The following is a 23,510-nucleotide window of genomic DNA, read 5'->3' as shown; positions in this document are numbered from 1 at the left end:
TTCCTGAAAAGCGTACCATATGCGAGATGACCCGACATCTTTTAGAAAATCAATGCGCACGGAATGAATACGCGCGTGTGACAGGATTAACGATCTCATATTCATATTCTTGGTGGGCAGCGCGAGCTTGCGCGATGCAATTATCTAGTTCTTTTGTGTTGAAATAAAGTTGCGCTTCCGTCAACGTGCCACTTACGACTAAAAATACACCGAACACGATCAACCATCCTCTAATTCGTTCGTTCATGATGTAGTCTCCTTTCTTCTCCACCTAAATCCTAACATCAGACCCTTCTATATAATGACAAAAGTTTAATTTTAATAACATTTACACGATATTCATTTTCTCCTAAATAAGTGATGCCATACTAAAAATTGTGAAGGGTGTCTTCACATCATCTCGTCTCATACATAGGAGGAATGACACGTGTTCAAAGCCATCAAGTCCATCGTCATCACTACGCTCGTCTGCCTGACCGCTTTCCAATTCGATACGACGTCTGTTTCCGCGTTACCGTCGGGCATCTCATCGAAAGCGACGGCCCAGTCTCAACTCGATGCCTTAACGGTTAAAACAGAAGGCAGCATGACCGGTTATTCGCGTGATTTGTTCCCGCACTGGAGTAGTCAAGGAGGCGGCTGTGATACACGACAAGTCGTCTTAAAACGTGACGCCGATTCATATGTCGGATCGTGCCCCGTCACATCCGGTTCTTGGTATAGTTACTATGACGGACTGACATTCACGAATCCGTCTGACCTCGACATCGATCACGTCGTACCGCTTGCCGAAGCATGGCGTTCAGGAGCAAGCAGTTGGACGACGACGACACGTCAAGCGTTCGCAAACGATTTAACAGGTCCGCAATTGATCGCTGTCTCTGCGAGCTCGAACCGTTCAAAAGGAGATCAGGATCCGTCGACATGGAAGCCGACACGGGCAGGTGCGAGCTGCGCTTACTCGAAGATGTGGATCAATACGAAGAGCCGCTGGAACCTCAGCTTACAGTCGAGTGAAAAAACCGCCTTACAAACGATGTTGAACACATGTACATACTAAAAAGGAGTCGATTCGATGGAAACGAAAACCTCTACCTTTACCGCCACACATGGTGTCATGACGCAAGAAGTTGGTGTCATCAGCGGTGAACTCGAACTCCGGACGACCTGCCAGGAGGATGGGACGTTGGAACTGAAGATTGCTTACGTCGGAGCGATAGACATCTATACGTTACCCGGAAGTTATCGTGTCCATGACGTTCGGGATCATGACGTCATCCATCAGATGTTAGTGACAGTGCTCGAACGCTACTGAAAAACAAAACTAGGACAAGAATGTGAAACATTCGTCCTAGCTTTGTTTTTCAAGTGCTTTCAATTTATCGATACATCAAAAATATATGGCTTAATTTCTAAATCGTAATTCTCTGAAGACACTTCAGCATTAAATTTAATTTGTGTTTCACTTAAATCTATTGCAGGATAGACAATCACACCTTCAGTTTCTATACTAGGTAATATTTCATTTTGAATTTCTTGAAGTCCAGTAGTTTTAGAATCAACATACTCTTCTTCTAGTTGCTTATTTCCGACAATTAATTTTGCAGATCCCGGATAAAATGAAGCTTTTTCTTTTGTATCGTTTTTTATTTTTACATACACTCTCGTTTGATTCTCCGCAATTTCAATTTTTTTTAAAGTCATCTTAATTTCATATTGATTGATTTCTTTATCCACTTGAACTTCTTTTAATGTGGGAGAAACAGCAGTTAAATAATTAACGACTTCAATATGTTTAGCTAATACAACTGGTGCTGTTACAGTTCCTCCGAATGCATTTTCTCCTTCAAATTCATCTTTAATTACTCCATCTATTTTTACATAATCATCTGTTTTAACTTTAAATTTCGGATCATCTATAGCTACTAATGTATTTTTTTCAGCATTTTCCGGATCAGCCCAAACCTGAATGTACGTACCTTTTTCATCTTTTTCAGGTTCAGCAAATACTTTTCCAGTAATCTCTAATTCGTAACCTTTATATTTTTTAGGGTCACTATACAATTTCTCATAATCTTCTTCGTTTAATTTACCTTTCGTTTTGACACTCTCCGATTTTTTAACATCCTTAGAGTTTGAGGATGAAGACTCATTATCACTACATGCTCCTAACATCACTGTAGCAATAATCAGGCTGACAAGAATCATTAATTTTCGCATAATAAAGATACCTCCTTTAATAAAAATTATTATAGTAATTTTACCATATTTTTTAATATTTATTATTTTAATTCTATTTAAAAGATCAAAATGGTAAATTAAATTCAAAAATGCTATTAAGTCGTATAAAACGTTTTACCACGGTAACTTTGCATTTTTTATTTCTTCTTCCCACAAAATTCGTATCTCCTCGAAAACATTCATCGGTAATTTGCCTTCGGGTGCAGATAGATTGTGTTGCAATTGCTTACTAGTTTTAGCTACAGGAATCATCGTCGATACTTCTTCGTATGAAAAAATGCATTGTATGGCCGCCTGCACCATAGAAGTATCTTGACCGAGAATGCGACGAACGTTTTCAACTAACGCAGCTCTTATTTCGATTTCTTCCTTGCTTCAGCGATCCCGAACCCCACTGAAGGTACTGTAACGATCATACTTTCCAGTTAACCAACCTGAATCTAGCGGAATCTTAGAAATGATTCCGACTCCTTGTTGATGAGCTGATTTCATTCTCGTCACTGGTTCTTGATGAAACATATTGAACATTACTTCAATCACTTGACTGTTCGTGTGTTCTAATAGTTCTTTTACTTCTTTCCCTGTATCGACCGAAGCACCAAAAGCTCGAATTTTCTCTTCTTTTTTAGTCGTTCAAGTAGTTCGAATTGTGGAGATTCGCTTGTCAACGTCGTAAACGGTGGATTATGTAGTAAAAGACAATCTAAATAGTCTGTCTGTAAACGACGTCAGCTACTTTCGACGGATGTTAAGAGTTGTTCCGGTTCAAAATTTTGTTCCCCACTCGATTGATGACCACACTTACTACTGATTATGACTTGATCTCGTTTCTCTTTAATTGCTTTTCCGATCAACTCTTCACTTTTTTCAGCTCCATAATTAGGTGCTGTATCAAAAAAGGTGCACTCTTCATCAATAGCTTGCTCGATCTAATGTACTGCATCTGCATCGGTCATTTTACCCCAATCCTTTTCGTTTCCTAATTGCCATGCACCAAAGCCGATCTCCGATACTTTGATTCCGGTATTTCCTAATACTCTTTTTTTAATAAATATCTCCAACTTTCTTTTTTATGATTATCATCAATAACCCCCCCTTAATCGGGTCACTTTATGTAGTGTATAAAAAAAGACAATCATTCCACCTGACCGTCTTTTGTCATTCATTCAGTAAAATTCAATCGTCACATCGTTATACCCATTTGTTTTAAGGAAAGAGGTTAATAATTTTTGTATGCGTACATCTGCCGCTTTTAGAAAACCTTGCTGAATTTTTTTCTCTTCAATTTTTCTTTTTTCTTTGTTGATATCATCAAAAATCTGCTGGGATTGATAATCAGAAAAAATATTCCCTTTGATATCCGTTACCTTGGCTGTATCTGTATCTGCTACATTATCAAGGATAGTCGCATTCGGAACCTTAACGTATAATTGCTTAGCTGTTTCGTCATAAGATAACTGTAATTTCGAGAGATCCGTTCCTGCTTTTAGATAACCATCATATTCAATTAGTTTGATTGCCTCTGCCAGCTTCATGTCGATGAACGGTACCTTTTTACTGCTTCGACTGACTATGACTTTGCTATATTCATATTTTAAGGTAGTCCACTCGGACAATTCGACCAATCGTTCTTTTACTAAAGCAGTATCAGAACTTTTAGTTGTAGAAAATAGAGAAGGTTTGAAATAGAAAATGGCACCGGCACCGACTATTCCTATGATTACCAAAAGAACCAACATGTTCATAACGAATTTTTTCATTTTTAAAAGTCTCCTTACATGTGTATCACTAAATTTCAAGTATTAAGAATATATCTACGCGCTAGTTAAAAAGAGGTGACATGATCCATGATAATCACATCACCTCTTCCATTCATACTTATTACTATTACATAGCTCTTTTACATACTGCATAACATTCTTCGATATGTGCGTTCCCTAAATATTTCATTGCACCAAAACTAATTCCAGCTGAAACGGCCTGTCCCACAAAAGGAACGTACTTGGTGACCTGTTTAATTGCCATTTTGGCACCCATTCTTTTTAGTAATTGTGCAACTACTGTTTTTGTAATGTACTTCCCAACCAATTCGCTTCCGACCGAAGAAATAATGATTGCGAGTCTTCCTTTTATTTCAGAATCGAGCTGATCAATCTGCTCAGGAGATAATCCGAATTTCCGGTTAATCGCAGGAAGCAGCTCCATCATAATGACGACGTCTGCTCCAACGTCTGCTCCTGGAATAGGAACGACTGCGGCTGCGGCTGAAGCTGATGCTCTTTTATTAACCATTGAATGACACTCTGCTTTAATACGGTCTAGTTCTGAATTAGAAATAGGCAACACGTTGTTTCCCCCGATTCTTAAATTAATTTCTATACTAACAAAAGATGGTATCTCATAATGATTATCGGTTTCATTCCTTAAATTTACAATCTTTTTTATTATTTGATGTAAAAAGTTATTTATCCGTAATATCTTTTATTTTATAAATATGAATAAGAAGTACCTCAGAATTTTTAAAATAGTATTAGGACTGCTTTATGATATCCTGTCCCCTCAGATAGAAACAAAAACCTTTACGTTTGCTACGATCGCGGGATTATCAGCGGTGAACTGGAAGTCGGATGACTTGTTACGGTTGCTTATGTCAGAGCGGTAGACGTTTGCGTTATTCAGTAATTATTGTGTCATGACGTCATTTATCAAATGTTCATCAACGTGCTAAATCAGACACAATAAAACAGACGCTGTTCCATCACTGAATGGCGTCTGCTTTATTGTCGAGTATTTAAAATCAGATTGTCATTATTTACTAAAGCATACGTTTTTATCTGACGTTCCATTCGGTATAGTGAGAGCAGAGTCATTATCCGTTTTAAGGAGGCATAACTCATGCGGAATATTTTGATTCCAACCGGCGTCATCTTAAGTGGTGCAGGTCTCTATATGGCACTAGAAAGTCACGTGCCTTCGTTACTCGTTACGGGCATCATCATGCTGTTTGGTTGCGGTATCGGTCTCATCACAAAAGAAAAGTCGGAGTAATCTATATATCCAGTCAGGGGGATAACTATGATTCAACAATTCATCAAGGAACAACAGTCGCACCGTACTATTGGCGGTTTTATCGCTAAGTCTGCCGACCCGATCCTAGCCCACGTCAATCCATCGCGTTTACAAGACAACGATCTTGTACTGTTGATTCAAGCGGACCAATCGATTATTGTCTCTTTCGCTAATTCACAAGATCAATCAGATTGGACGCAACTATCACGAGAGCAGATTCATCGATCGAAAAGTCTACTTGCACCTAAGACATGCTATTTCAAAATTAAGCACGGTGAATATGCCGGAACCTATTTGATTTCACCAGATTTGATTGTGAATGATCAATTCAAGAGTGAGAAGGATTATTTAGAAGTTCTATCATCAACAACGAATAAGTAACTCATAAATGTTTTATCAAGACGATTTCGTCTTTAATCGGAACTCCCTTTTCATTGTATAACGGGATTTCCGGTTTTATTTTGCGTGCAAGGTCCACGGCATTCGGAATCACCTGCGATATTGTATATCCCCGATGTTGATAGAAACGTATCGCATGCTTATTATCATTCGTCGTAACAAGTGTCAGCAAGTCGCATTGTTGCTGTGCTGCCCTTTCTTCTACCACTTGCATCAATCGTGAGCCGATTCCTTTTCCTTCCTCAAGACTATCCAGCGAAATGATTTCGCACGTCTGTGAAGTCATATGATAGGTAATCAGTCCAATGATTTCATGATCATCGTTTATGGCATAAAATCCATCTAAGAGACTACAATCATGAACACCTGTCGATGTTACCATTTGTGAACTGCCCCAGTGCTTGGTAAAAAAGACTTTAACCTGACTACGTGTTTTTTCTTCAATGATCTGAATAACCATTATGTCCTCCTTTCATTTATATACATTTCGTCGTCTTTGTTAATTATGATATAAGAGTTAATCTTACTAACTAAAAAAGACCACCTAGAGTATCAGTTAATACACTTAAGGCGGTCATCTAAATACTGCTTATTTGTGATAAGGCTCATTCCGATTAATCCGGTACGCTCGATAAATCTGTTCACAGAGGATCATCTTCATCAACTGATGCGGGAATGTCATCTTTGAAAACGAGATCGTATCATTTGCACGCTGCATCACTTCTGGTGCAAGACCAAGTGATCCACCGATGACGAAAGCAATTTTACTCTTGCCGTATGTCGCGAGTTGATCGAGTTCTTTTGCGAACTGTTCACTCGTCCGTTGTTTTCCTTCGATAGCAAGTGCGAGGACGTGAACGTCGGGTCCGATCTTCGCTAAAATCCGTTCGCCCTCTTTTTTCTTCACTTGCGCCATCTCCGCTTCACTCAATTGCTCCGGTGCCTTTTCGTCCGCGACCTCGATTTCTTGGATCGAACAGTAGGCGCCGAGACGCTTCGTATATTCAGCGATGCCTTGCTTCAAATACTTCTCTTTTAGCTTTCCGACCGTAATGATGGTAATTTGCATCTTATTTCTCGCTTTCTGACAGAAAATTCAGGAGTTATCCACAGAGTTATCCACAAATCCACATGTTGATATTTATTTTTTGCTTGACACAAGATATGTTGCCGGTGCGTCACAGTATTCACAGGTGATGTTTTTTTCTGGATTTAGCTGATCGAGAATCGGGTATTGTTCTGTTTCATCTACGATTTCGTCAAGCCCGAGCTCGACATGTTCTAAACAGACGTACTTATCCACAGGTGGTCTCCTCCTTTCACTTATCCACATTTATCCGCTTCCAGTATAACAAATATCGATCTTCCTGACCGGAAAAGGCGCAGGTTTCCTCACTCAAAAAAACCATCCACAGGTCGGACCTGTGGATGGTTTTTCAGATTATGCTTTACTGAACAGTTGGTGACTGAGCTGACAACTTCACATCTGCTGTCTGTTTTTCACCGCCACGGTAGAACGTGACTTTGACCGTTTCGCCGACTTTTGCATCCCGGTAGAGAACACTTTTTAGATCAGCGAACGATGCGATCGCTTTTCCGTTGATCTCAACGATGACATCGTTTGCCTTCATACCCGCTTTTTCGGCTCCGCTGTTACGTGTCAGACCGACGACGACGATTCCTTTCGTGACATCATTCGGTAATTTCAGACGATCTTCGCGGTATCCGCTTGGGAATTCCTGCACGTCACGAATCTGAATCCCGAGCTGTGGACGAACGACTTCACCATTTTGCTCGAGATCACGCATGATTGGTAACGCTTCGTTGATCGGAATCGCAAACCCGACTCCTTCGACACTTGCTTCCGCGATCTTCATCGAGTTGATCCCGATCAATTGACCGGCTGTGTTGATGAGCGCTCCACCCGAGTTTCCCGGGTTGATCGCTGCATCGGTTTGGATGACTTCCGTGTTGAAGTCTTGCTGTCCATCCTTGTTCGTATCGACTGGAACTGTCCGTTCCTGCGCACTGATGACACCGCGTGTGACGGAGTTCGCGAAGATGCCGAGTGGGTTTCCGATCGCAAGCACCGTTTCACCGGCACGTAACGTATCCGAATCCCCCAGTTTTGCGACTTGTGTCACTTTCGATGAATCAATCGACAAGACCGCTAAATCGTACGTCGGATCTTCGCCGAGGACTTTTGCCTCGAGTGCTGTTCCGTCGGATAACGTCACAGACAGGCGGCTCGCGCCTTCAACGACGTGGTAGTTCGTGACGACGTAGGCTTTATTGCCGTCTTTTTTATAGATGACGCCGGACCCCGCACCCGTTTCCTGATCGGTTCCTTGGAACGAGCTCTGAAGGTTCGTCACGCTCACGACGGCTTCCTTCGTCTTACCGACCGCACCGACGATGTCGGCTTCATCCTCTGTCGTCTGTGTCGCAGTCTGTTCCGCTGTCGTCGACGAAACCGGAGTCGGACTCGTCATCTCATCGCGGACGAACGGCCACGCGACGAGAGCAATCAACACGGCTCCGACGATTCCGCCGATCAGACCGACGAAAAAGGCTTTTCCGGCACCGCGACGACGCGGTGGTTCTGGTTGTTCTTCATATGGTTCACGATAAGGGCTGACCGGTTCGCTCGTTGCCGGTTGACGGGGCGGGAAGCCGCTCTCATCGGATGACTGTTCGTATCGTTCGGATTCGTTCCGTGGTTCTTCGGGTCGATCCATCGACATACGCCTCCTTTATGACTCTCTTTACACAAGTATACCCCCATCACGTGGCAAGTGAGCCAAATGTGGGGGTCTTTTGAGCATATTCAGTAATTTCCCATAATCAAAGCTTTAGGAGCGGCGTCGGAATGACCGGATCCGTGTCGAGAAGCTGAATCTTACTCAGATCGACGTCACGGCTCGCGAGCGTCTGGGAGACACTCATCCGGGCGAGTTCCTTCATGTTGTTGTCCTTGCTCAAGTGGGCCATGTGGATGCGTTTTGTCCGGTCATCTAGGACCTCGCTCATCGCGATTGCGGCGTCCTCGTTCGAGACGTGTCCGTAATCGCCGAGGATCCGTCGTTTGACGCTCCACGGGTAATGTCCCATCTGGAGCATACCGATATCATGGTTCGCTTCGAAGATATAGGCATCAGCGCCTCGAATGACACCTTTCATCCGGTCCGAGACGTATCCGGTATCCGTGATGTGCGCCAACCGTTTTCCTTCGTGCGCGAACTGGAAAAACATCGGATCCGCTGCATCATGACTGACATTGAACGATTCGACTTCGATGTCACCGAACTGCTTGACCTCTCCGACTTCCCAGAGGAACTTCAGCGCCGGATCAATCTTACCGATCTTCGCTTCCATCGCCGCCCACGTCTTTTCATTCGCATAGAGCGGGATATTGTACTTCCGTGCCATGATGCCGACGCCTTTGATATGGTCGGAGTGCTCATGGGTGACGAACAGACCATCGATGCCATGCGGCGACCGGTCAATCTGGTCGAACAAGGCGAGCATCGCCTTGCCGGTCAGTCCCGCGTCGACGAGCAAGCGGGTCTGTTCACTTTCGATATAGAGGGCGTTCCCCGTCGAGCCACTGGCCATGACGCTGTAGTGTAGGCTCATCGTGCATTCCTCATTTCTCTGAGACTGTATCCAATCGTTCGACGGTCTGGACACCACCGTCAATCGCATTGACGAAGTAGACTTCTTCATTGTCGAGCTCGATTTGCCACGTCGGCGGCAGGATTTGGACCGATTCCGTGCCTTCCGTGACGAGACAGAAATAACCGAGCTTGTGACTCGTCAACCGCTTCGATGCCGGGAACAAGCCTTGCTCCGACAACTGGACGATTGCTTCACTTGCCGATAACAACGTCACGTCCTGCGCTTGCCGGACGACCTTGTTCAAGTGGCGTTGTTTGTAGCTGACGATTTCCTTTGCATCGTTGAGCTGCAAGACGAGCAGGGACGGTCCGATCATCGCATCGTCCTCACGCGACTGCTGTGGTGTCGAATAGAGCGGCTGTCCCTTATACGTCTGAACGAATGTCATCTCCTGATACTTACTATCATACTTCCAAAATGTATATTCGGCACCATATCGAACTGATGCTTGAACGAACGATGAAGCAGAATCCCGCATCGTCTTCGCATCGAGTCGATACGGTTTCGTCAACCGGACCGACCACTCGACATCGTTCTTGACGGAGGCGACCGCGTCACGAATCGGTGAACTCGCGAGTGGCGCTAACGTCCGCGCATCGACTTCGGCTGTTAAATAGCCGATGTCCCGCGTGACTGGTTGCAGTTTTTTCTCGTCGATTTGACGATCCTTCAAGATCGATTTCCCGGTCGCACTCGTCGCGACGATCCGCGGCTCGACCATCCGGTCCATCAATTGAATGGCGAGGTAGACGTTCAGGATCAAAAAGGTCAGCATCAATAAGGTCTTCGCTTTACTCCAGTCCACTCATCCTCACCCCTCATTCCCGACAGCTTGATTGATCGATTGCCAGACGCCATCGATTTTGATGAACCACGTCGGCTCAAAGACGGCATAGCGGCTCGTTGAAATCTTATACGTCATCTCATATCCAATCCGGATTCCACTGATCTCTTTTAAGAGGTCAGCACGACTCAGACGTTCGAGAACCGTTTCAACAGCTGGCACCGTTTCTTCCCGAAGGATGAGCTTCCGCTTCGCTCGGAGCATGCTACGACTGAGCGACCGGACTTGATTTTCCTCATACATGATCTTCAGTGTCGCAAGATCGAACTTCGTCTGTTCGAGTAGCGGACCACTCTCCCCAAATACCGGATACCGGTTCAAGTACAACCGGAACGTCGCCGTCTGTTCCTCACTCTTTTTACTCATCTGATCAAAGTAATACCGGAAACCACTGCGTTGGGTATCTTGATCGAGCCAGCCCCCATGAATGTTGACATAGCTGACGAGCGTGCTGTAATCGACCGTCGAGCTTTGCGTATTCGGCGATAATGTATTGAAGCGATACACATTATAGTTTCGGTCATACGTCGAAACGCTGACGCCGTCCGTTAAGACGTCGAGATCATCCCGACTCTTGATTTGCTGGACGTTCGAGTTCTCGGCAAAAAAGGCACTCCGAATGCGGTCGAGTGGTTTCGGCGATTGCCCGACCTCGTCATAGACGAAGACTTGCTCTAGTCGCGTCGTACCGCTCGCGACATACGTATAATCGCCACCTTTGAGTTCGACGCGTGTCATCGGTTTTTTCTTATCATGCGCGAACAGTCGCTTCAGAACCGTCTCATCGCCGACGAGCTTGAAGTCCTTCAGGCGACCGGTCGCCGACTCGAGACGGAGGATTGGTCCATCATAATCGAGTAAATAGAGTCGTTTGATCGGTTCCGAGAAGGCGATCTGTTTTTCTCCGAGTAACTCTTCAAGAATCGTCGCACTGATCGATGTCGGGAAGATCATCTCGACACTCCGGTCACCGACCGGGATGTTGTTCGCTTTATCCGTCAAGACAAGGACACCGATGTTAAACGACGCACCGATTCGGTTAAGGAAGGTCCGACCGATGATTTGTGTCTGATAGATCCCTTCCTGATCCGAATAGACGAGTAGTTCCGGGTTGATCAGTTGGTTGCTTTCAATCGTCTTTGAGGCATCGATCTCGTTGAACGAGACCTGTTCCCGCTCGATTGATTCACTGCTTGGATGATAGGTCCAGAGCATCGCTGTCTGAGCGATCGAACCGGCGACAAGTAGGACGAGTAACAGCGAACTCCAGTGTTGTTTCTTCATCCGGCATCCACCTCTTCGATCACCTCATACGGAAGCGTGAAGTAAATCGTCGTGCCGCGTCCCCATTCACTTTCTGCCCAGATGTCGCCACCATGTGCCGAAACGACGTCTTTTGCGATCGACAGACCAAGACCGGTGCCGCCGATTTTACGGGCACGGGCTTTATCGACACGGTAGAAGCGTTCGAAGATTTTTTGGAGATTCGCTTTCGGGATTCCGACACCTTCATCCTTGATGCTGATGACGATCCGTTTTGCCCGGAGCATCGTCCGGACGGTGATCGTTCCGCCTTCCGGTGAGTACTTGATTGCGTTCGTCAGGATGTTGTCTGCGACCTGAATCAATTTATCCTGATCACCACGGATATAGACTTTCCGCTTCATGATCTTACGACGGAAACGAATCCGTTCCGGCTTCGTCATGTCATGGCGATCGAGAATCTCATTCAGGAACTGAATGTAATCGAAGCGGACCTTGTTCATTTTGTATTCCTTACTGTCCATCTTCGACAGTTGTAAGAGATCGGTGACGAGGCGGATCATCCGCTCCGTCTCGTTCTGTGTCGTCTCAAGGAAACGTGGTGCGAGCTCCTCGTCCTGATACGCTCCTTCTGCCAAGGCTTCAAGATAGCTGCGCATCGTCGTCAGCGGTGTTCGGAGCTCGTGACTGACGTTCGCGACGAATTCGCGACGATCCTGTTCGACCTGCTCCTGTTCCGTGACGTCATGCAGGACGACGATCATCCCGGTAATCGGACCACTGTGTTTCTTGACGGGCGAGAAGAATGCCCGGACGAGGAACAGTTCGTCCTCACTACTGAAATCAAGCAGACGCGGTGGCATCGTACCGTCTTCCGGAATCATGAAATCGTCACCGAGTGCCAGTAAGTCCTTCAAGTTCGTTCCGACGACGCTCGCATCGTCCGCACCGACGATATCCTTCGCTTGATCGTTCATCAAGATGACGCGCAGTGTTCGATCCGTCGCGATGACGCCATCGGTCATGTTCTCAAGGACGCTCGTCAATTTCCGTCGTTCGGCTTCCGTCGTCGCGTTCGCTTCGAGTAGTTCATCCGTCAATTCGTTGAAGGAACGGGCGAGTTGCCCGATCTCATCGTCCGAATAGACCTTAACCTTCCGCGAGAAGTTCCCGCGTCGCATCTCGATCGCTTGACGCCGCATATCGGAAATCGGACGCGTGATCGTCCGCGACAGCAACACACCGAGAATTGACGTGATGACGAGGGCGATGACCGTTCCGGTCGCAAGAATCCGCGTAACCTGTTGCATCTGCGAATAGATTGACTCCATCGAAGCGCGAACATAAATCATACCGGTCGTTACACCGTCTCGTTCCGAGGTGACCGGTACGGCAAAGATCCGGATCTTATCCTCTGATTCCGGATCAAGCACGGTGTCCGTCCGGGTCGAGCTCGTTGCCTGTGCCTTTTTAATCAGTGAATTCGTCGCCCGTTGTCCGACTGCTGATTGGTTCTCGTTATCCGATGTCGCTTGGATGATTGAGTCCTGGTCAATGATCTGGACTTCGAGGATGTCGTTCCTTGAGGTGGAGCCATTACTAAACTCAGACAGCAGTTGCCCTAGTGATTGGGACAACTGCCGCTTGGAGGCGTCATCATCGCCTGTTTTATCGAATTCCTTCCCGACGTTATAGGCGACAAGGCCTGCTCGGTCCTCGACCGACTTCGAGAAGTTCGTAATGTACTGCTTTTCAAGGGAACGAACGAAATAGACGCCAATGACCTGCATCGCCACTAAAATCAATAAGGCATAGATGACGACGAGTTTCCATTGGATGGATTTAAAGAAGTTCGTTCCTTTTAACATCGTTATTCATTCTCCCCGTCTTGGAGATAGTAGCCGACACCACGACGCGTCATGATATAGACAGGCGTACTTGGGTTGTCTTCGACTTTCTCACGGAGACGACGTACTGTCACGTCGACTGTCCGGACATCACCGAAGTAGTCATAGCCCCAGACCGTTTGCAACAAATGCTCACGTGTCATGACTTGACCGATGTTTTTCGCGAGGTAGTGCAACAATTCGAACTCACGTTGCGTCAGCTCGATCTTTTGATCCTTACGTGTCACCGTATGCGAATTCGTATCGATATACAGTTCTCCGACTTTGAGTGGACCTGGTCCAACCGGTTGTGGTGTAGCTTCAGAACTCGTGTTGCGTAAGTGGACTTTCACACGGGCAAGTAACTCGCGCGAGCTAAATGGCTTCGTCACGTAATCGTTCGCGCCAAGCTCAAGACCAAGTACCGTATCAATCTCGGAATCCTTCGCTGTCAACATGATGATTGGAATCTTCGACGTCTTCCGGACTTCTCGGCAGACTTCCATCCCGTCCATCAGCGGAAGCATGATGTCGAGTAACATCAAATCCGGTTTGAACTCCTCGAATTTCTCTAATGCCTCCACGCCGTCATTTGCGATCGCGACCTGGTAGCCTTCTTTTTCTAATTTAAACTTGAGTATATCTGCAATCGGTAACTCGTCATCGACGACTAGAATTTTGCGTTCCGTCACTGGGTGTGCCCCCTTAAAAATTTCTATTCAATCTATTTTACCTGTTTTTTCGGCATATAGAAAGGTGGCGACGGAAACTCCCGGCGCCACTCTCTCTGCTGTTCGTCGTCTCACGAGAGAGGTTCCACGTGAAACACTGTATTCAGTATACCTGTTTTTGCTTCCGTTTGTGAACCATTTCGCACAAAAAACAGCCTCTTGCAGGAGGCAAGAGGCTGTTGAGACTTATGCTTCTTCGTAGAGATCACGCAAGACGACTGTCTGTTCACGACCCGGTCCGACCGAGAACGTGACGAGTGAGATACCTGTCAGATCCGCAATCCGCTTAACGTAGTTCTGTGCGTTCAACGGTAGATCTTCAAAGCGACGGACACCTGTGATGTCCTCTTTCCAGCCTGGAAGTTCTTCGTAAATTGGAACACATGCTTCGAGATCACGGAAGCTTGCTGGGTACTCATCGATCTGTTTACCGTTGAATTCGTATGATGTACAGATTTTCAATGTGTCGAGTCCTGTCAAAACGTCGATCGAGTTGAGCGAAAGATCCGTCAATCCACTTGTACGGCGCGAGTGGCGAACAACGACCGAGTCGAACCAACCAACACGACGCGGACGTCCTGTCGTCGTTCCGTATTCACGACCGACTTCACGGATTTGATGACCGATGTCATCGAACAATTCCGTTGGGAACGGACCGTCACCGACTCGTGACGTGTACGCTTTACAGACACCAACGACGTGATCGATCCGAGCTGGACCAACACCGACACCTGATGCGACACCACCAGCTGATGCGTTCGATGATGTAACGAACGGATACGTTCCGTGGTCAAGGTCGAGTAAGACACCTTGTGCGCCTTCGAACAACACTTTTTCACCATGGTCGAGGCTATCGTTGACGACGACGGATGTATCGCAGACGTATTTCGCGAATTCTTGTCCATACGCATAGTACTCTTCGAAGATATCGTCGAATGCGATTGGTTCAGCATCATACATCTTCGTGAACATGCGATTCTTTTGGTCGAGAACGATCTTCAACTTCTCAGCGAACGTTTCTTTGTCGAGTAAGTCTGCCATCCGGATTCCGATTCGAGCGGCTTTATCCATGTAGCACGGTCCGATTCCTTTTAGCGTCGTTCCGACTTTAGCGTCGCCTTTCGCTTCTTCTTCTAACTGATCCTGCAACTGATGATACGGCAAGATGACATGCGCCCGATTCGAAATTAACAAGTTATCCGTTGAAACACCACGATCGTGTAGATACTTCAATTCCTTGACGAGTGATTTCGGGTTAACGACGAGACCGTTCCCGATGACACATTTCTTATCCGAGTAAAAAATACCTGATGGGATCAAGTGCAATTTGTACGTCTCGTTATTGAATACGATCGTATGTCCTGCATTGTCTCCACCTTGATAACGTGCTACGACGTCGGCTTGTTTCGAAAGAAAATCGGTGATTTTCCCTTTTCCTTCGTCGCCCCACTGTGTTCCGACTACTACTACTGATGACATCTTATCATCCACCTCCACGTACGATTCAAAACCACGACTAAGTGTAACGCGATAAAAAAAAGAAGTCAACCAAATACCGAACAATTAATTGTTACAATTCTCTTTCGTTCGTTTAATTATCGTTTTTGATAAATAAACTGAGAATCTTTAGGTGAAAATAAAAAAAGCTACGTTTTGTCTCCGATTGATCGAAGACAAAGCGTAGCTTGGATTAAGCTGGTGGCGCGTACGAGTTACTTGGCTCGAGATCCACGAACTTGTTGAATTCTTTTCGGAAGGCGAGTTTGACGGTACCGGTTGGACCATTCCGCTGTTTTGCGATGATGATCTCAATCGTATTCGCATCTTCCGTTTCTTTATTGTAGTAATCGTCACGATACAAGAAGGCAACGATATCGGCATCTTGCTCGATCGCTCCCGATTCCCGGATATCCGACATCATCGGTCGCTTATCTTGACGACTCTCAACCCCACGAGAGAGCTGCGATAAGGCGATGACCGGAACTTCGAGTTCCCGCGCGAGTGATTTCAAGGAACGGGAAATTTCCGAAACCTCTTGTTGACGGTTGTCGCTTGAGCGACCATTCCCTTGAATCAGCTGCAAGTAATCGATCATGATCATCCCAAGACCGTGCTCCTGCTTCAAACGACGGCACTTCGCCCGGATATCGTTAACCCGAATCCCTGGTGTATCGTCGATGTAGATGCCGGCTTGAGACAGGTTACTCATCGCAAGCGATAACTTGCCCCAGTCCTCTTCCTCGAGTTGACCAGTCCGCAGACGCTGCGCATCGACGTTTCCTTCGGCACAGAGCATCCGCATGACGAGCTGTTCGGCACCCATCTCAAGACTAAAGATGGCGACGTTCTCGTCAGCGCGTGTCGCGACGTTTTGCGAGATGTTCAAGGCAAACGCCGTCTTCCCGACCGATGGACGTGCTGCGACGATGATTAGATCGTTACGCTGGAAGCCGGCCGTCATCTTATCGAGATCCTGGAAACCGGTCGGAATCCCCGTCGTCTCGCCACTTTGCTTATGCAATTTATCAATCGTTGCATAGGCACTCGTCAAGACGTCCGAGATCGGGATGAAGCTTGCGCTCCCTTTTCCTTGTGATACTTCGAGAATCTTCCGTTCTGCCTCGTTCAGCAGGACATCGACCTCATTTTGCCGTTCGTACCCGTCAGTGACGATTTCACCAGCCGTCCGAATGAGACGCCGAAGCGTCGACTTCTGGTCAACGACGTTGACGTAGTAATTAATGTTGGCTGCGGTCGGTACCCCTTCCGCTAGTTCCGCTAGATACGGTAGACCACCGATCTCATCTAGGATACCAAGCGTACTGAGCTCGGCTGTGACCGTGACGAGGTCGATCGCTTCGCCTCGGTCGGACAGCACGAGCATCGCTTCGAAGATCCGTTGGTGAGAGGCACGGTAAAAGTCCTGCGGTAACAGACGTTCTGATGCACTGATCAAACGATCCGCATCAATCATGATCGCCCCTAGGACGGCTTGTTCTGCCTCGATACTTTGGGGAGGCATATTTTGCATGACTTCACTCATCACCGTTCCCCTTTTCTACTCACGCCTCTTTGACCTGAACGTTCAGCGTCGCTGTCACTTCGTTGTGTAGCTTCAATGGTACCTTCGTAAAGCCGAGTGCCTTGATTGGGTGCTCGAGCTCGATTTTACGTTTGTCGATTTTGTAACCCATGCTCTTGAGTGCTTCCGCGATCTGTTTGCTTGTGACAGAACCGAAGACACGACCGCCTTCACCGGCTTTCGTCGAGACGACGATCGTCTCTTTTTCGATTTTCTCTTTTAACGCTTGTGCGTCAAGCAAGTTCTGTTTCGCTTCTTCTGCTGCTTTACGTTCATGTGCTTCATGTTGCTTCAAGTTGCCAGTCGTCGCAGGACGCGCCAACTTTTTCTTGAAGAGTACGTTATTTGCATAAGCATCGGCCACGTCTTTAACGTCTCCTGCTTTACCTTGTCCTTTTACATCTTGTAAGAAAATAACCTTCATTCTGATTCCTCTCCTTTTGTCTCATCTTCTAGATATTGATCGATCGCTTTACGCAACGCATCCGCGACCGTGACGACCGATTCTGACATCTGTGTCGCCGCGTTCGTCAAGTGACCGCCGCCTCCGAGCGTCTCCATGATCAATTGGACGTTGACTTCTCCGAGTGAACGGGCACTGATCGCTGTCCGTCCGTCTTGAAGTTCCGCGATGACGAAGGCAGCACGGATGCCTTGAAGCGACAACAATTGATCGGCCGCTTGTGCGATCAAGACTTGATCGTGAATGACGCCAGGTTCCGCTGTCGCAATCGCCATCCCTTTCGTATAGACCTCGGACCGCTCGAGGATATGTGACTGCTCAACGTACGTCTCAAGATCCTGACTGAGGAACTCTTGCACGAGCACCGTGTCAGCACCTTGTGAACGCAAGTAAGATGCAGCATCGAACGTCCGCGAGCCGGTCCGAAGGGCAAAGCCTTTCGTATCGACGATGATTCCGGCAAGTAACGCCGTCGCCTCAAGCATCGATAGCTTCTGATTCGTCGGCTGGTACTCGATCAACTCGGTGACGAGTTCTGACGTCGAAGAAGCATACGGCTCGAGATAAACGAGGACCGCATCTTCGATGAAGTCCTCCCCACGCCGGTGATGATCAATCACGACCATATGCTCGAATCGATCGAGTAACGTCGGCACGACGACGAGCGACGGCTTATGTGTATCGACGACGACGAGTAACGTCTGGTCGTCAATTAACTGATCTGCTTGAAACGCATTGACGAACCGTGTCTCGAGTTGTGGTACTTCAGCGATCTCGTCCATCATCCGGCGAATCCCACGACCGATTTCTTCTGGCGGTAAAACGATATGCGCTTCCTTATCGTTCATTTCCGCAAGCTTCAAAATGCCGATCGCTGATCCGAGTGCATCCATATCCGGATTCTTATGCCCCATGATCAGGACACGGCTCGATTCCTGCATTAAGTCACGAAGCGAGTTGGCAATGACACGTGCTCGGACACGTGTCCGTTTTTCTGTCGGATTCGTCTTGCCGCCATAAAAGCGGACTTTTCCATCGCGTTTGATGACGACTTGGTCGCCTCCCCGTCCTAATGCGAGATCGAGACTCGACTGAGCCATCAGACCAAGCGCCGGAATCGGGTCACTTCCGCAACCAATTCCGATCGATAACGTCAACTGGACACCACGCTGACTCGTCTCTTCGCGAACTGTATCGAGAATCGTGAACTTCGATCGTTCGAGAATCCGGAGATTCTCTTCTGTCGTGACGATGAAATACCGATCAGATGCGGTCCGCTTGATATACGTTCCGTGTTCGGCTGCCCAGTGATTCAATAGTTGAGTGACACGACTGTTCAACTCACTGCGCAACTGATCTTCGATACCTTGTGTCATCTCATCGTAGTTATCGAGATAGATGACGCCGATGACCGTCTGATTGTCGACGAGTTGTTGTTCGACTTGTGCCTCTTCTGTCATATCGAACAGATAGAACGTCCGGTTCTCATGATTTGAAAAGACGCGATATACGGCATCACCGATTTCAAGCGTCGCTTGGTCCTCATTCGTCGCGACCATCTCGATGAATAAGGGATCGAGCTCATTGAGCGTCTGTCCCATCGCTACATCATCAAAGATGTCCCGCATCGGATCATTGAACCAGGTGACGAGGGTTTCCTCATCGTATAACAAAATCCCGATTGGCATGTTCGTCAACGCATCTTGTCCCGTCTCCTCGACTTGCATCGAGATTCCGGCGACGTACGCCTCCCATGCCCTGCGTGCACGACGTTCTTCGAATAGGTGCAATCCGAAGAGGAGGGCAGTCACGACGGCTCCGATAGCGGAGATGATCGGTTCACGTACAGCGACGACGAGAAGCAGACCGACGATTAATAGATACGGAATGAAGCGAACGATGCGTCGTTCTCGTTCCGGTGATACTTGTTGACCTGACTCCATCGTGTCCTCCTTATATGCTCTATAGGGTTCATTTAAATTTTTAGTAACTTGTTTATTATAACCGAAAAGCAGGAGGGGATGAAAGGGAAGCGAAAAAAAGCACCATCCTCACGTATGAGGATGGTGCTACGAAATCAGTCAGCCACGTATGGGATTAAAGCCATTTGACGTGCGCGTTTGATTGCGATTGTAAGTGGACGTTGGTATTTCGCTGAAGTACCAGTCACACGACGTGGAAGAATCTTACCGCGTTCCGAAATGAAACGTTTGAGAAGTTCTACGTCTTTATAATCGATATGAGTGATGTGGTTCGACGTGAAGTAACATACTTTACGACGACGTTTTCCACCTGGACGACGTGCCATGTGATTAACCTCCTTTTTAACTTGGATTTTTCAGGACGATTTCCTTAGAACGGGAGATCGTCGTCTGAAAGGTCGATCGAACTACCGCCGCTGAAAGGATCAGCGCCGAAGCCCGAATTCGATGAAGCGGGTGCTGGCGAGGAAGAGTTGTTCTGCTGTTGCTGTGAACCCCATCCTGCAGCATTCCCGTTTCCACCAGTAGATGAAGCGTAGCCTTCGCTACCATCCGAAGAACGGCTCGCGTTACGTGACTCAAGGAAGCGGACGCTATCAGCGACGACTTCCGCACGATAACGGCGTTGCCCTTCTTTATCGTCGTAGCTGCTAATCTGGAGGCGACCCTCTACACCAGCAAGACTACCTTTCTTCAAATACTGAGCAACGTTCTCTGCTTGCTTGCGCCAAACGACGCAATCGATGAAATCAGCTTCTCGCTTCCCATCTTGCCCTGTGAAAGGACGGTCACATGCGAGTGTGAATCGCGTTACCGCAATCCCGCTCTGCGTATAACGCATTTCCGGGTCACGAGTTAACCGACCGACTAAAACGACGCGGTTAATCATCAGAATCACTCTCCTGTTTCAGCTTATTTCTCGTCTTTTGTGATCATTAAGCGAACGATATCGTCACTGATCTTCATGAGACGGTCAAGTTCTTTTGTAGCTGCTGGTTCAGCAGAAACGTTAAGAAGAACGTAGAACCCTTCACGCATATCATTGATTTCGTAAGCGAAACGACGTTTACCCATTTCAGTTGTTTTATCAACTGTACCACCGTTATCAGTGAGGACTTTGTTGAAACGCTCCACTGTTGCTTTGCGTGCTTCCTCATCAAGTTCCGGACGGATGATGTAAAGTACTTCGTATTTACGCATATCTGTCACCTCCTCTTGGACTGGCGGCTCGAATGTTCGAGCAAGGAGCAATAATTCATTACTCACATTCGTTAATACTACCAAAGTATTTTGCTTTATGCAATAACGATTCGTTTTCGATTAGACGTTGAAGCGGAATGTGACGACATCGCCGTCTTGGAAGACATATTCCTTACCTTCTGAACGGTAACGTCCTTGTTCCTTGACTGTCGCCATGTTGCCTGCTGCTGCTAAATCTTCGTACGAAACGACTTCTGCACGGATGAATCCACGTTCGAAGTCCGAGTGGATGACACCCGCACATTGTGGAGCTTTCATCCCTTTTTTGAACGTCCAAGCGCGTACTTCTTTTTCACCTGCTGTGAAGTATGTCGCAAGACCAAGCGTGCTGTATGCTGCATGGATCAATTGATCAAGACCTGATTCTTCGATTCCGAGATCGACGAGGAACTCTTGACGTTCTTCTGGCTCAAGCTCCGCAATCTCTTCTTCAATCCGAGCACAGATGACGATGACTTCAGAACCTTCTTTTTCTGCGAATTCGCGTACGAGACGGACATTTTCGTTATTGTCCGCATCTGCGACTTCATCTTCGCCGACGTTTGCGACGTAAAGCATCGGTTTCATCGTCAACAATTGGAAGTGTTTGACGAGAGCTGCTTGATCTTCGTTCAATTCAGCGAGACGTGCTGGTTTCTCATCTTCGAGTAATGCTTGCACGATTTCAAGTGCTTCGAGTTCAGCCGCTGCGTTTTTATCGCGTGACTTGACTTGTTTTTGGACACGCTGAATCCGTTTTTCGACTTGCTCGAGGTCTGCGAGGATCAATTCGAGGTTGATCGTCTCGATATCATCGATCGGTGAGACTTTCCCGGCCACGTGTGTGATGTTTTCATCGACGAAACAACGCACGACCTGACAGATCGCATCTACCTCACGAATGTTCGCGAGGAATTTATTTCCGAGACCTTCCCCTTTAGACGCACCTTTTACGATACCTGCGATATCCGTGAATTCGAATGCTGTCGGGATCGTCTTTTTCGGGTTGACGAGTTCCGTCAATTTCCGAAGACGTGCATCTGGTACTTCAACGACACCGACGTTCGGGTCGATCGTTGCGAACGGGTAGTTCGCTGCCTCTACACCTGCTTGTGTGATGGCGTTAAAAAGTGTTGATTTTCCTACGTTTGGTAAGCCAACGATTCCTGCTGTTAATCCCACTTGGAATTCCTCCTTTTCGGTATTTCCTAGGAAATCCGTGCTAGCGGCCGCAGTGGGTAGAATGATTACACCACGTCAGCACATCTTTCACAATTATAGATAGTTCAATTTTTTTAAGCAAGGAGCTCGACCGTCTTTTTTACTCACGTCCTAACCGAACGCAACCGCTCCACTTAGGCAAGACAATGAAAAAGCGAATCTAATCACGAGGATCAGATCCGCTTTTCATCACTCTGGTAAGACTTTTTTCAATCGTTTATCAAAATCACGACGTGGCATCAAGATACTTGCCCCGCAACCTTGACATTTGATTCGGATATCCATGCCGACCCGAATGATTTGCCATCGGTTCGTACCACATGGATGCTGCTTCTTCATCTCAACATAATCATGGAGTTGATACGTTTTTGGAATCATCCGTTTGTCCACCATTCTTTTGTTCTGGATTCATCATGACCATCCGTGGATACGGGATCTTGATGTTCTCTTCTTCGAGTCCTTGCTTCAATTCTTTCCGGATCAGACGACCAGCTTGGAAATGTTGCATCGGTGGTACTTCTGCCATCAAACGATAGACGACTTCAGAAGGACCAAGTGTCTGGACGCCAAGCATCTGGATTGGTTCGACGAACATATCGACATACTTCTTCGTCGTCCGGTCAGCGATCTCATGCAAGACTTGTTCGACCCGCTCGAGATCTTCGTCATAGGAGACTTGGACGTCGACGAGTGCAAAACTGTTGTCGACCGAATAGTTCGTCACTTGCAAAATCTGACCGTTCGGGATGATGTGGATCTCCCCATTGAGTCCTTTGAGTTTCGTCGTCCGGATCCCAAGTTCCGTGACGACCCCTTCAATCACACCGACGCGTACATAATCTCCGACTTTGAACTGGCGTTCGAAGATGATGAACGCTCCGGTAATGATATCTTGCACCAAGTTCTTCGCACCGAACGAAATCGCAAGACCGGCGATTCCAGCACTGGCGACAAGACCGGTGATGTTGATTCCGAACTGACTGAGTACCGTCAACAACATGACGATTCCGAGCACGTAACGGATTGCATTTTGGAGCAACTTCAGTAATGTCTCGTTCTGTCGCTGCGCCAAGTAGTCCTGTTCATTGATTTTCCTGATCGTAAAGAGACGCGAGACTGCCCCAGTCAAAACGCGCGTTAACACATAGAACGCCGCGATGATGATGAGCGCAATCAGTAATTTCATCCCAAAACGAATCCACATATCCGCATCCATTACTTGATTGATTAGTTTATCGACTTGGGCGACGGATTCTTGTACATCTTGATTGGTAGCCATTCTCTCACCCTTTCTTGTTCTCTCTATTACGACAGTATACGTGATTTTAATTGAGTTTCAACCAAAGAGCCGATTTTGACGTTAGATTTTCGGAAAAACCGGGAAAGGAAAATCATCTAAGAACCCTTCACTC

The 23,510-nt window shown here is 47.0% G+C and carries 28 protein-coding genes; 4 read left to right on the top strand and 24 right to left on the bottom strand.

The window, feature by feature from the left end; all coding sequences use genetic code 11:
• Positions 1–49: 49 nt before the first annotated feature.
• Entirely contained in the window at positions 50–247 is a 198-nt protein-coding gene (locus KNQ18_RS13325; protein ID WP_215085135.1) for a hypothetical protein, read from the bottom strand.
• Between the two features lie 192 nt (positions 248–439).
• Between KNQ18_RS13325 and KNQ18_RS13320 the strand changes: the two genes are divergently transcribed.
• Together KNQ18_RS13320 and KNQ18_RS13315 are read left to right on the top strand one after the other, a co-directional pair.
• The gene (locus tag KNQ18_RS13320; protein ID WP_029343013.1) at positions 440–1,060 is read left to right on the top strand and encodes an HNH endonuclease family protein; all 621 of its coding nucleotides are present in this window, start codon (positions 440–442) and stop codon (positions 1,058–1,060) included.
• Between the two features lie 15 nt (positions 1,061–1,075).
• Positions 1,076–1,315 carry a hypothetical protein gene (locus KNQ18_RS13315; protein ID WP_215085133.1) on the top strand — a complete coding sequence of 80 codons (240 nt, stop codon included), beginning with the start codon at positions 1,076–1,078 and terminating at the stop codon, positions 1,313–1,315.
• Positions 1,316–1,374: 59 nt separating this feature from the next.
• Here the strand turns inward: KNQ18_RS13315 and KNQ18_RS13310 are convergent, their stop codons facing one another.
• From KNQ18_RS13310 to KNQ18_RS13295, 4 genes are all read right to left on the bottom strand, one after another.
• Positions 1,375–2,220: a DUF4352 domain-containing protein gene (locus KNQ18_RS13310; protein ID WP_215085131.1), complete on the bottom strand. Its 846-nt coding sequence runs from the start codon at positions 2,218–2,220 to the stop codon at positions 1,375–1,377.
• Between the two features lie 749 nt (positions 2,221–2,969).
• Positions 2,970–3,158, bottom strand: coding sequence for an aldo/keto reductase (locus KNQ18_RS17345; protein WP_290714338.1), 189 nt, complete (start codon positions 3,156–3,158; stop codon positions 2,970–2,972).
• A 249-nt stretch (positions 3,159–3,407) separates the two neighbouring features.
• Complete coding sequence (locus KNQ18_RS13300; protein WP_214748962.1) at positions 3,408–4,001, bottom strand: DUF4230 domain-containing protein; 594 nt, start codon at positions 3,999–4,001, stop codon at positions 3,408–3,410.
• Between the two features lie 127 nt (positions 4,002–4,128).
• Positions 4,129–4,587 (bottom strand): hypothetical protein, encoded by a 459-nt coding sequence (locus tag KNQ18_RS13295; RefSeq protein ID WP_214748964.1) that lies wholly within the window; start codon positions 4,585–4,587, stop codon positions 4,129–4,131.
• 549 nt (positions 4,588–5,136) lie between these two features.
• Here KNQ18_RS13295 and KNQ18_RS13290 point away from each other — a divergent pair.
• Both KNQ18_RS13290 and KNQ18_RS13285 read left to right on the top strand, forming a co-directional pair.
• Positions 5,137–5,289, top strand: a complete 153-nt coding sequence (locus KNQ18_RS13290) for a hypothetical protein (protein WP_215085129.1) — start codon at positions 5,137–5,139, stop codon at positions 5,287–5,289.
• A gap of 27 nt (positions 5,290–5,316) precedes the next feature.
• Positions 5,317–5,691: a hypothetical protein gene (locus KNQ18_RS13285; RefSeq protein ID WP_215085128.1), complete on the top strand. Its 375-nt coding sequence runs from the start codon at positions 5,317–5,319 to the stop codon at positions 5,689–5,691.
• Position 5,692: 1 nt separating this feature from the next.
• Here KNQ18_RS13285 and KNQ18_RS13280 read toward each other — a convergent pair whose 3' ends face one another.
• The 19 genes from KNQ18_RS13280 to KNQ18_RS13190 form a co-directional block, all read right to left on the bottom strand.
• Complete coding sequence (locus KNQ18_RS13280) at positions 5,693–6,169, bottom strand: GNAT family N-acetyltransferase (protein ID WP_215085125.1); 477 nt, start codon at positions 6,167–6,169, stop codon at positions 5,693–5,695.
• Between the two features lie 129 nt (positions 6,170–6,298).
• The gene (rlmH, locus tag KNQ18_RS13275; protein ID WP_023469837.1) at positions 6,299–6,778 is read right to left on the bottom strand and encodes a 23S rRNA (pseudouridine(1915)-N(3))-methyltransferase RlmH; all 480 of its coding nucleotides are present in this window, start codon (positions 6,776–6,778) and stop codon (positions 6,299–6,301) included.
• 72 nt (positions 6,779–6,850) lie between these two features.
• Positions 6,851–7,012 (bottom strand): CxxH/CxxC protein, encoded by a 162-nt coding sequence (locus KNQ18_RS13270; RefSeq protein ID WP_215085123.1) that lies wholly within the window; start codon positions 7,010–7,012, stop codon positions 6,851–6,853.
• Positions 7,013–7,157: 145 nt separating this feature from the next.
• The gene (locus tag KNQ18_RS13265) at positions 7,158–8,447 is read right to left on the bottom strand and encodes a S1C family serine protease (protein WP_215085121.1); all 1,290 of its coding nucleotides are present in this window, start codon (positions 8,445–8,447) and stop codon (positions 7,158–7,160) included.
• A 106-nt stretch (positions 8,448–8,553) separates the two neighbouring features.
• Entirely contained in the window at positions 8,554–9,345 is a 792-nt protein-coding gene (locus KNQ18_RS13260; RefSeq protein ID WP_023469840.1) for an MBL fold metallo-hydrolase, read from the bottom strand.
• A 10-nt stretch (positions 9,346–9,355) separates the two neighbouring features.
• Positions 9,356–10,192, bottom strand: a complete 837-nt coding sequence (locus KNQ18_RS13255) for a two-component system regulatory protein YycI (RefSeq protein ID WP_023469841.1) — start codon at positions 10,190–10,192, stop codon at positions 9,356–9,358.
• A 6-nt stretch (positions 10,193–10,198) separates the two neighbouring features.
• A complete protein-coding gene (yycH, locus tag KNQ18_RS13250) occupies positions 10,199–11,515 on the bottom strand; it encodes a two-component system activity regulator YycH (RefSeq protein ID WP_215085119.1) in 1,317 nt (438 codons plus the stop codon).
• The gene (gene walK, locus KNQ18_RS13245; RefSeq protein WP_029343019.1) at positions 11,512–13,362 is read right to left on the bottom strand and encodes a cell wall metabolism sensor histidine kinase WalK; all 1,851 of its coding nucleotides are present in this window, start codon (positions 13,360–13,362) and stop codon (positions 11,512–11,514) included. The genes yycH and walK overlap by 4 nt, the downstream gene beginning before the upstream one ends.
• A 2-nt stretch (positions 13,363–13,364) precedes the next feature.
• Positions 13,365–14,072 carry a response regulator YycF gene (gene yycF, locus KNQ18_RS13240; RefSeq protein WP_149428086.1) on the bottom strand — a complete coding sequence of 236 codons (708 nt, stop codon included), beginning with the start codon at positions 14,070–14,072 and terminating at the stop codon, positions 13,365–13,367.
• Positions 14,073–14,297: 225 nt separating this feature from the next.
• Positions 14,298–15,590, bottom strand: coding sequence for an adenylosuccinate synthase (locus tag KNQ18_RS13235; protein WP_149428087.1), 1,293 nt, complete (start codon positions 15,588–15,590; stop codon positions 14,298–14,300).
• 211 nt (positions 15,591–15,801) lie between these two features.
• Positions 15,802–17,154, bottom strand: a complete 1,353-nt coding sequence (gene dnaB / locus KNQ18_RS13230) for a replicative DNA helicase (RefSeq protein WP_023469846.1) — start codon at positions 17,152–17,154, stop codon at positions 15,802–15,804.
• A gap of 19 nt (positions 17,155–17,173) precedes the next feature.
• Positions 17,174–17,617, bottom strand: coding sequence for a 50S ribosomal protein L9 (rplI, locus tag KNQ18_RS13225; RefSeq protein ID WP_023469847.1), 444 nt, complete (start codon positions 17,615–17,617; stop codon positions 17,174–17,176).
• Positions 17,614–19,599, bottom strand: coding sequence for a DHH family phosphoesterase (locus tag KNQ18_RS13220; RefSeq protein WP_149428088.1), 1,986 nt, complete (start codon positions 19,597–19,599; stop codon positions 17,614–17,616). Before KNQ18_RS13220 ends, rplI begins: the two co-directional genes overlap by 4 nt.
• A 134-nt stretch (positions 19,600–19,733) precedes the next feature.
• Positions 19,734–19,964 carry a 30S ribosomal protein S18 gene (gene rpsR / locus KNQ18_RS13215; RefSeq protein ID WP_023469849.1) on the bottom strand — a complete coding sequence of 77 codons (231 nt, stop codon included), beginning with the start codon at positions 19,962–19,964 and terminating at the stop codon, positions 19,734–19,736.
• A gap of 44 nt (positions 19,965–20,008) precedes the next feature.
• Complete coding sequence (gene ssb, locus KNQ18_RS13210; protein WP_023469850.1) at positions 20,009–20,527, bottom strand: single-stranded DNA-binding protein; 519 nt, start codon at positions 20,525–20,527, stop codon at positions 20,009–20,011.
• 23 nt (positions 20,528–20,550) lie between these two features.
• Positions 20,551–20,838 carry a 30S ribosomal protein S6 gene (gene rpsF, locus KNQ18_RS13205; protein ID WP_023469851.1) on the bottom strand — a complete coding sequence of 96 codons (288 nt, stop codon included), beginning with the start codon at positions 20,836–20,838 and terminating at the stop codon, positions 20,551–20,553.
• A gap of 120 nt (positions 20,839–20,958) precedes the next feature.
• Complete coding sequence (ychF, locus tag KNQ18_RS13200; RefSeq protein ID WP_023469852.1) at positions 20,959–22,059, bottom strand: redox-regulated ATPase YchF; 1,101 nt, start codon at positions 22,057–22,059, stop codon at positions 20,959–20,961.
• 228 nt (positions 22,060–22,287) lie between these two features.
• Positions 22,288–22,476: a DUF951 domain-containing protein gene (locus tag KNQ18_RS13195; RefSeq protein WP_023469853.1), complete on the bottom strand. Its 189-nt coding sequence runs from the start codon at positions 22,474–22,476 to the stop codon at positions 22,288–22,290.
• Positions 22,448–23,377, bottom strand: a complete 930-nt coding sequence (locus KNQ18_RS13190) for a mechanosensitive ion channel family protein (protein WP_023469854.1) — start codon at positions 23,375–23,377, stop codon at positions 22,448–22,450. The genes KNQ18_RS13195 and KNQ18_RS13190 overlap by 29 nt, the downstream gene beginning before the upstream one ends.
• Between the last annotated feature and the right edge of the window lie 133 nt (positions 23,378–23,510).

This window comes from Exiguobacterium sp. s78 (assembly GCF_018618985.1).
GTDB classification, from domain to species: domain Bacteria; phylum Bacillota; class Bacilli; order Exiguobacteriales; family Exiguobacteriaceae; genus Exiguobacterium_A; species Exiguobacterium_A abrahamii.
The sequence above is the reverse complement of the archived record's forward strand: the minus strand, read 5'-3'. Positions and strand labels throughout refer to the sequence as shown.

Coding starts and splice junctions, on each gene's coding strand:
- yycH (WP_215085119.1), bottom strand. CDS start 11,515: ATGAAGAAACAACACTGGAGTTCGCTGTTACTCGTCCTACTTGTCGCC.
- KNQ18_RS13325 (WP_215085135.1), bottom strand. CDS start 247: ATGAACGAACGAATTAGAGGATGGTTGATCGTGTTCGGTGTATTTTTA.
- walK (WP_029343019.1), bottom strand. CDS start 13,362: ATGTTAAAAGGAACGAACTTCTTTAAATCCATCCAATGGAAACTCGTC.
- KNQ18_RS13290 (WP_215085129.1), top strand. CDS start 5,137: ATGCGGAATATTTTGATTCCAACCGGCGTCATCTTAAGTGGTGCAGGT.
- KNQ18_RS13260 (WP_023469840.1), bottom strand. CDS start 9,345: ATGAGCCTACACTACAGCGTCATGGCCAGTGGCTCGACGGGGAACGCC.
- KNQ18_RS13190 (WP_023469854.1), bottom strand. CDS start 23,377: ATGGCTACCAATCAAGATGTACAAGAATCCGTCGCCCAAGTCGATAAA.
- KNQ18_RS13265 (WP_215085121.1), bottom strand. CDS start 8,447: ATGGATCGACCCGAAGAACCACGGAACGAATCCGAACGATACGAACAG.
- KNQ18_RS13220 (WP_149428088.1), bottom strand. CDS start 19,599: ATGGAGTCAGGTCAACAAGTATCACCGGAACGAGAACGACGCATCGTT.
- KNQ18_RS13285 (WP_215085128.1), top strand. CDS start 5,317: ATGATTCAACAATTCATCAAGGAACAACAGTCGCACCGTACTATTGGC.
- KNQ18_RS13235 (WP_149428087.1), bottom strand. CDS start 15,590: ATGTCATCAGTAGTAGTAGTCGGAACACAGTGGGGCGACGAAGGAAAA.
- KNQ18_RS13315 (WP_215085133.1), top strand. CDS start 1,076: ATGGAAACGAAAACCTCTACCTTTACCGCCACACATGGTGTCATGACG.
- KNQ18_RS13310 (WP_215085131.1), bottom strand. CDS start 2,220: ATGCGAAAATTAATGATTCTTGTCAGCCTGATTATTGCTACAGTGATG.
- dnaB (WP_023469846.1), bottom strand. CDS start 17,154: ATGAGTGAAGTCATGCAAAATATGCCTCCCCAAAGTATCGAGGCAGAA.
- rplI (WP_023469847.1), bottom strand. CDS start 17,617: ATGAAGGTTATTTTCTTACAAGATGTAAAAGGACAAGGTAAAGCAGGA.
- KNQ18_RS13280 (WP_215085125.1), bottom strand. CDS start 6,169: ATGGTTATTCAGATCATTGAAGAAAAAACACGTAGTCAGGTTAAAGTC.
- KNQ18_RS13300 (WP_214748962.1), bottom strand. CDS start 4,001: ATGAAAAAATTCGTTATGAACATGTTGGTTCTTTTGGTAATCATAGGA.
- rpsF (WP_023469851.1), bottom strand. CDS start 20,838: ATGCGTAAATACGAAGTACTTTACATCATCCGTCCGGAACTTGATGAG.
- rlmH (WP_023469837.1), bottom strand. CDS start 6,778: ATGCAAATTACCATCATTACGGTCGGAAAGCTAAAAGAGAAGTATTTG.
- ssb (WP_023469850.1), bottom strand. CDS start 20,527: ATGATTAACCGCGTCGTTTTAGTCGGTCGGTTAACTCGTGACCCGGAA.
- rpsR (WP_023469849.1), bottom strand. CDS start 19,964: ATGGCACGTCGTCCAGGTGGAAAACGTCGTCGTAAAGTATGTTACTTC.
- KNQ18_RS13195 (WP_023469853.1), bottom strand. CDS start 22,476: ATGATTCCAAAAACGTATCAACTCCATGATTATGTTGAGATGAAGAAG.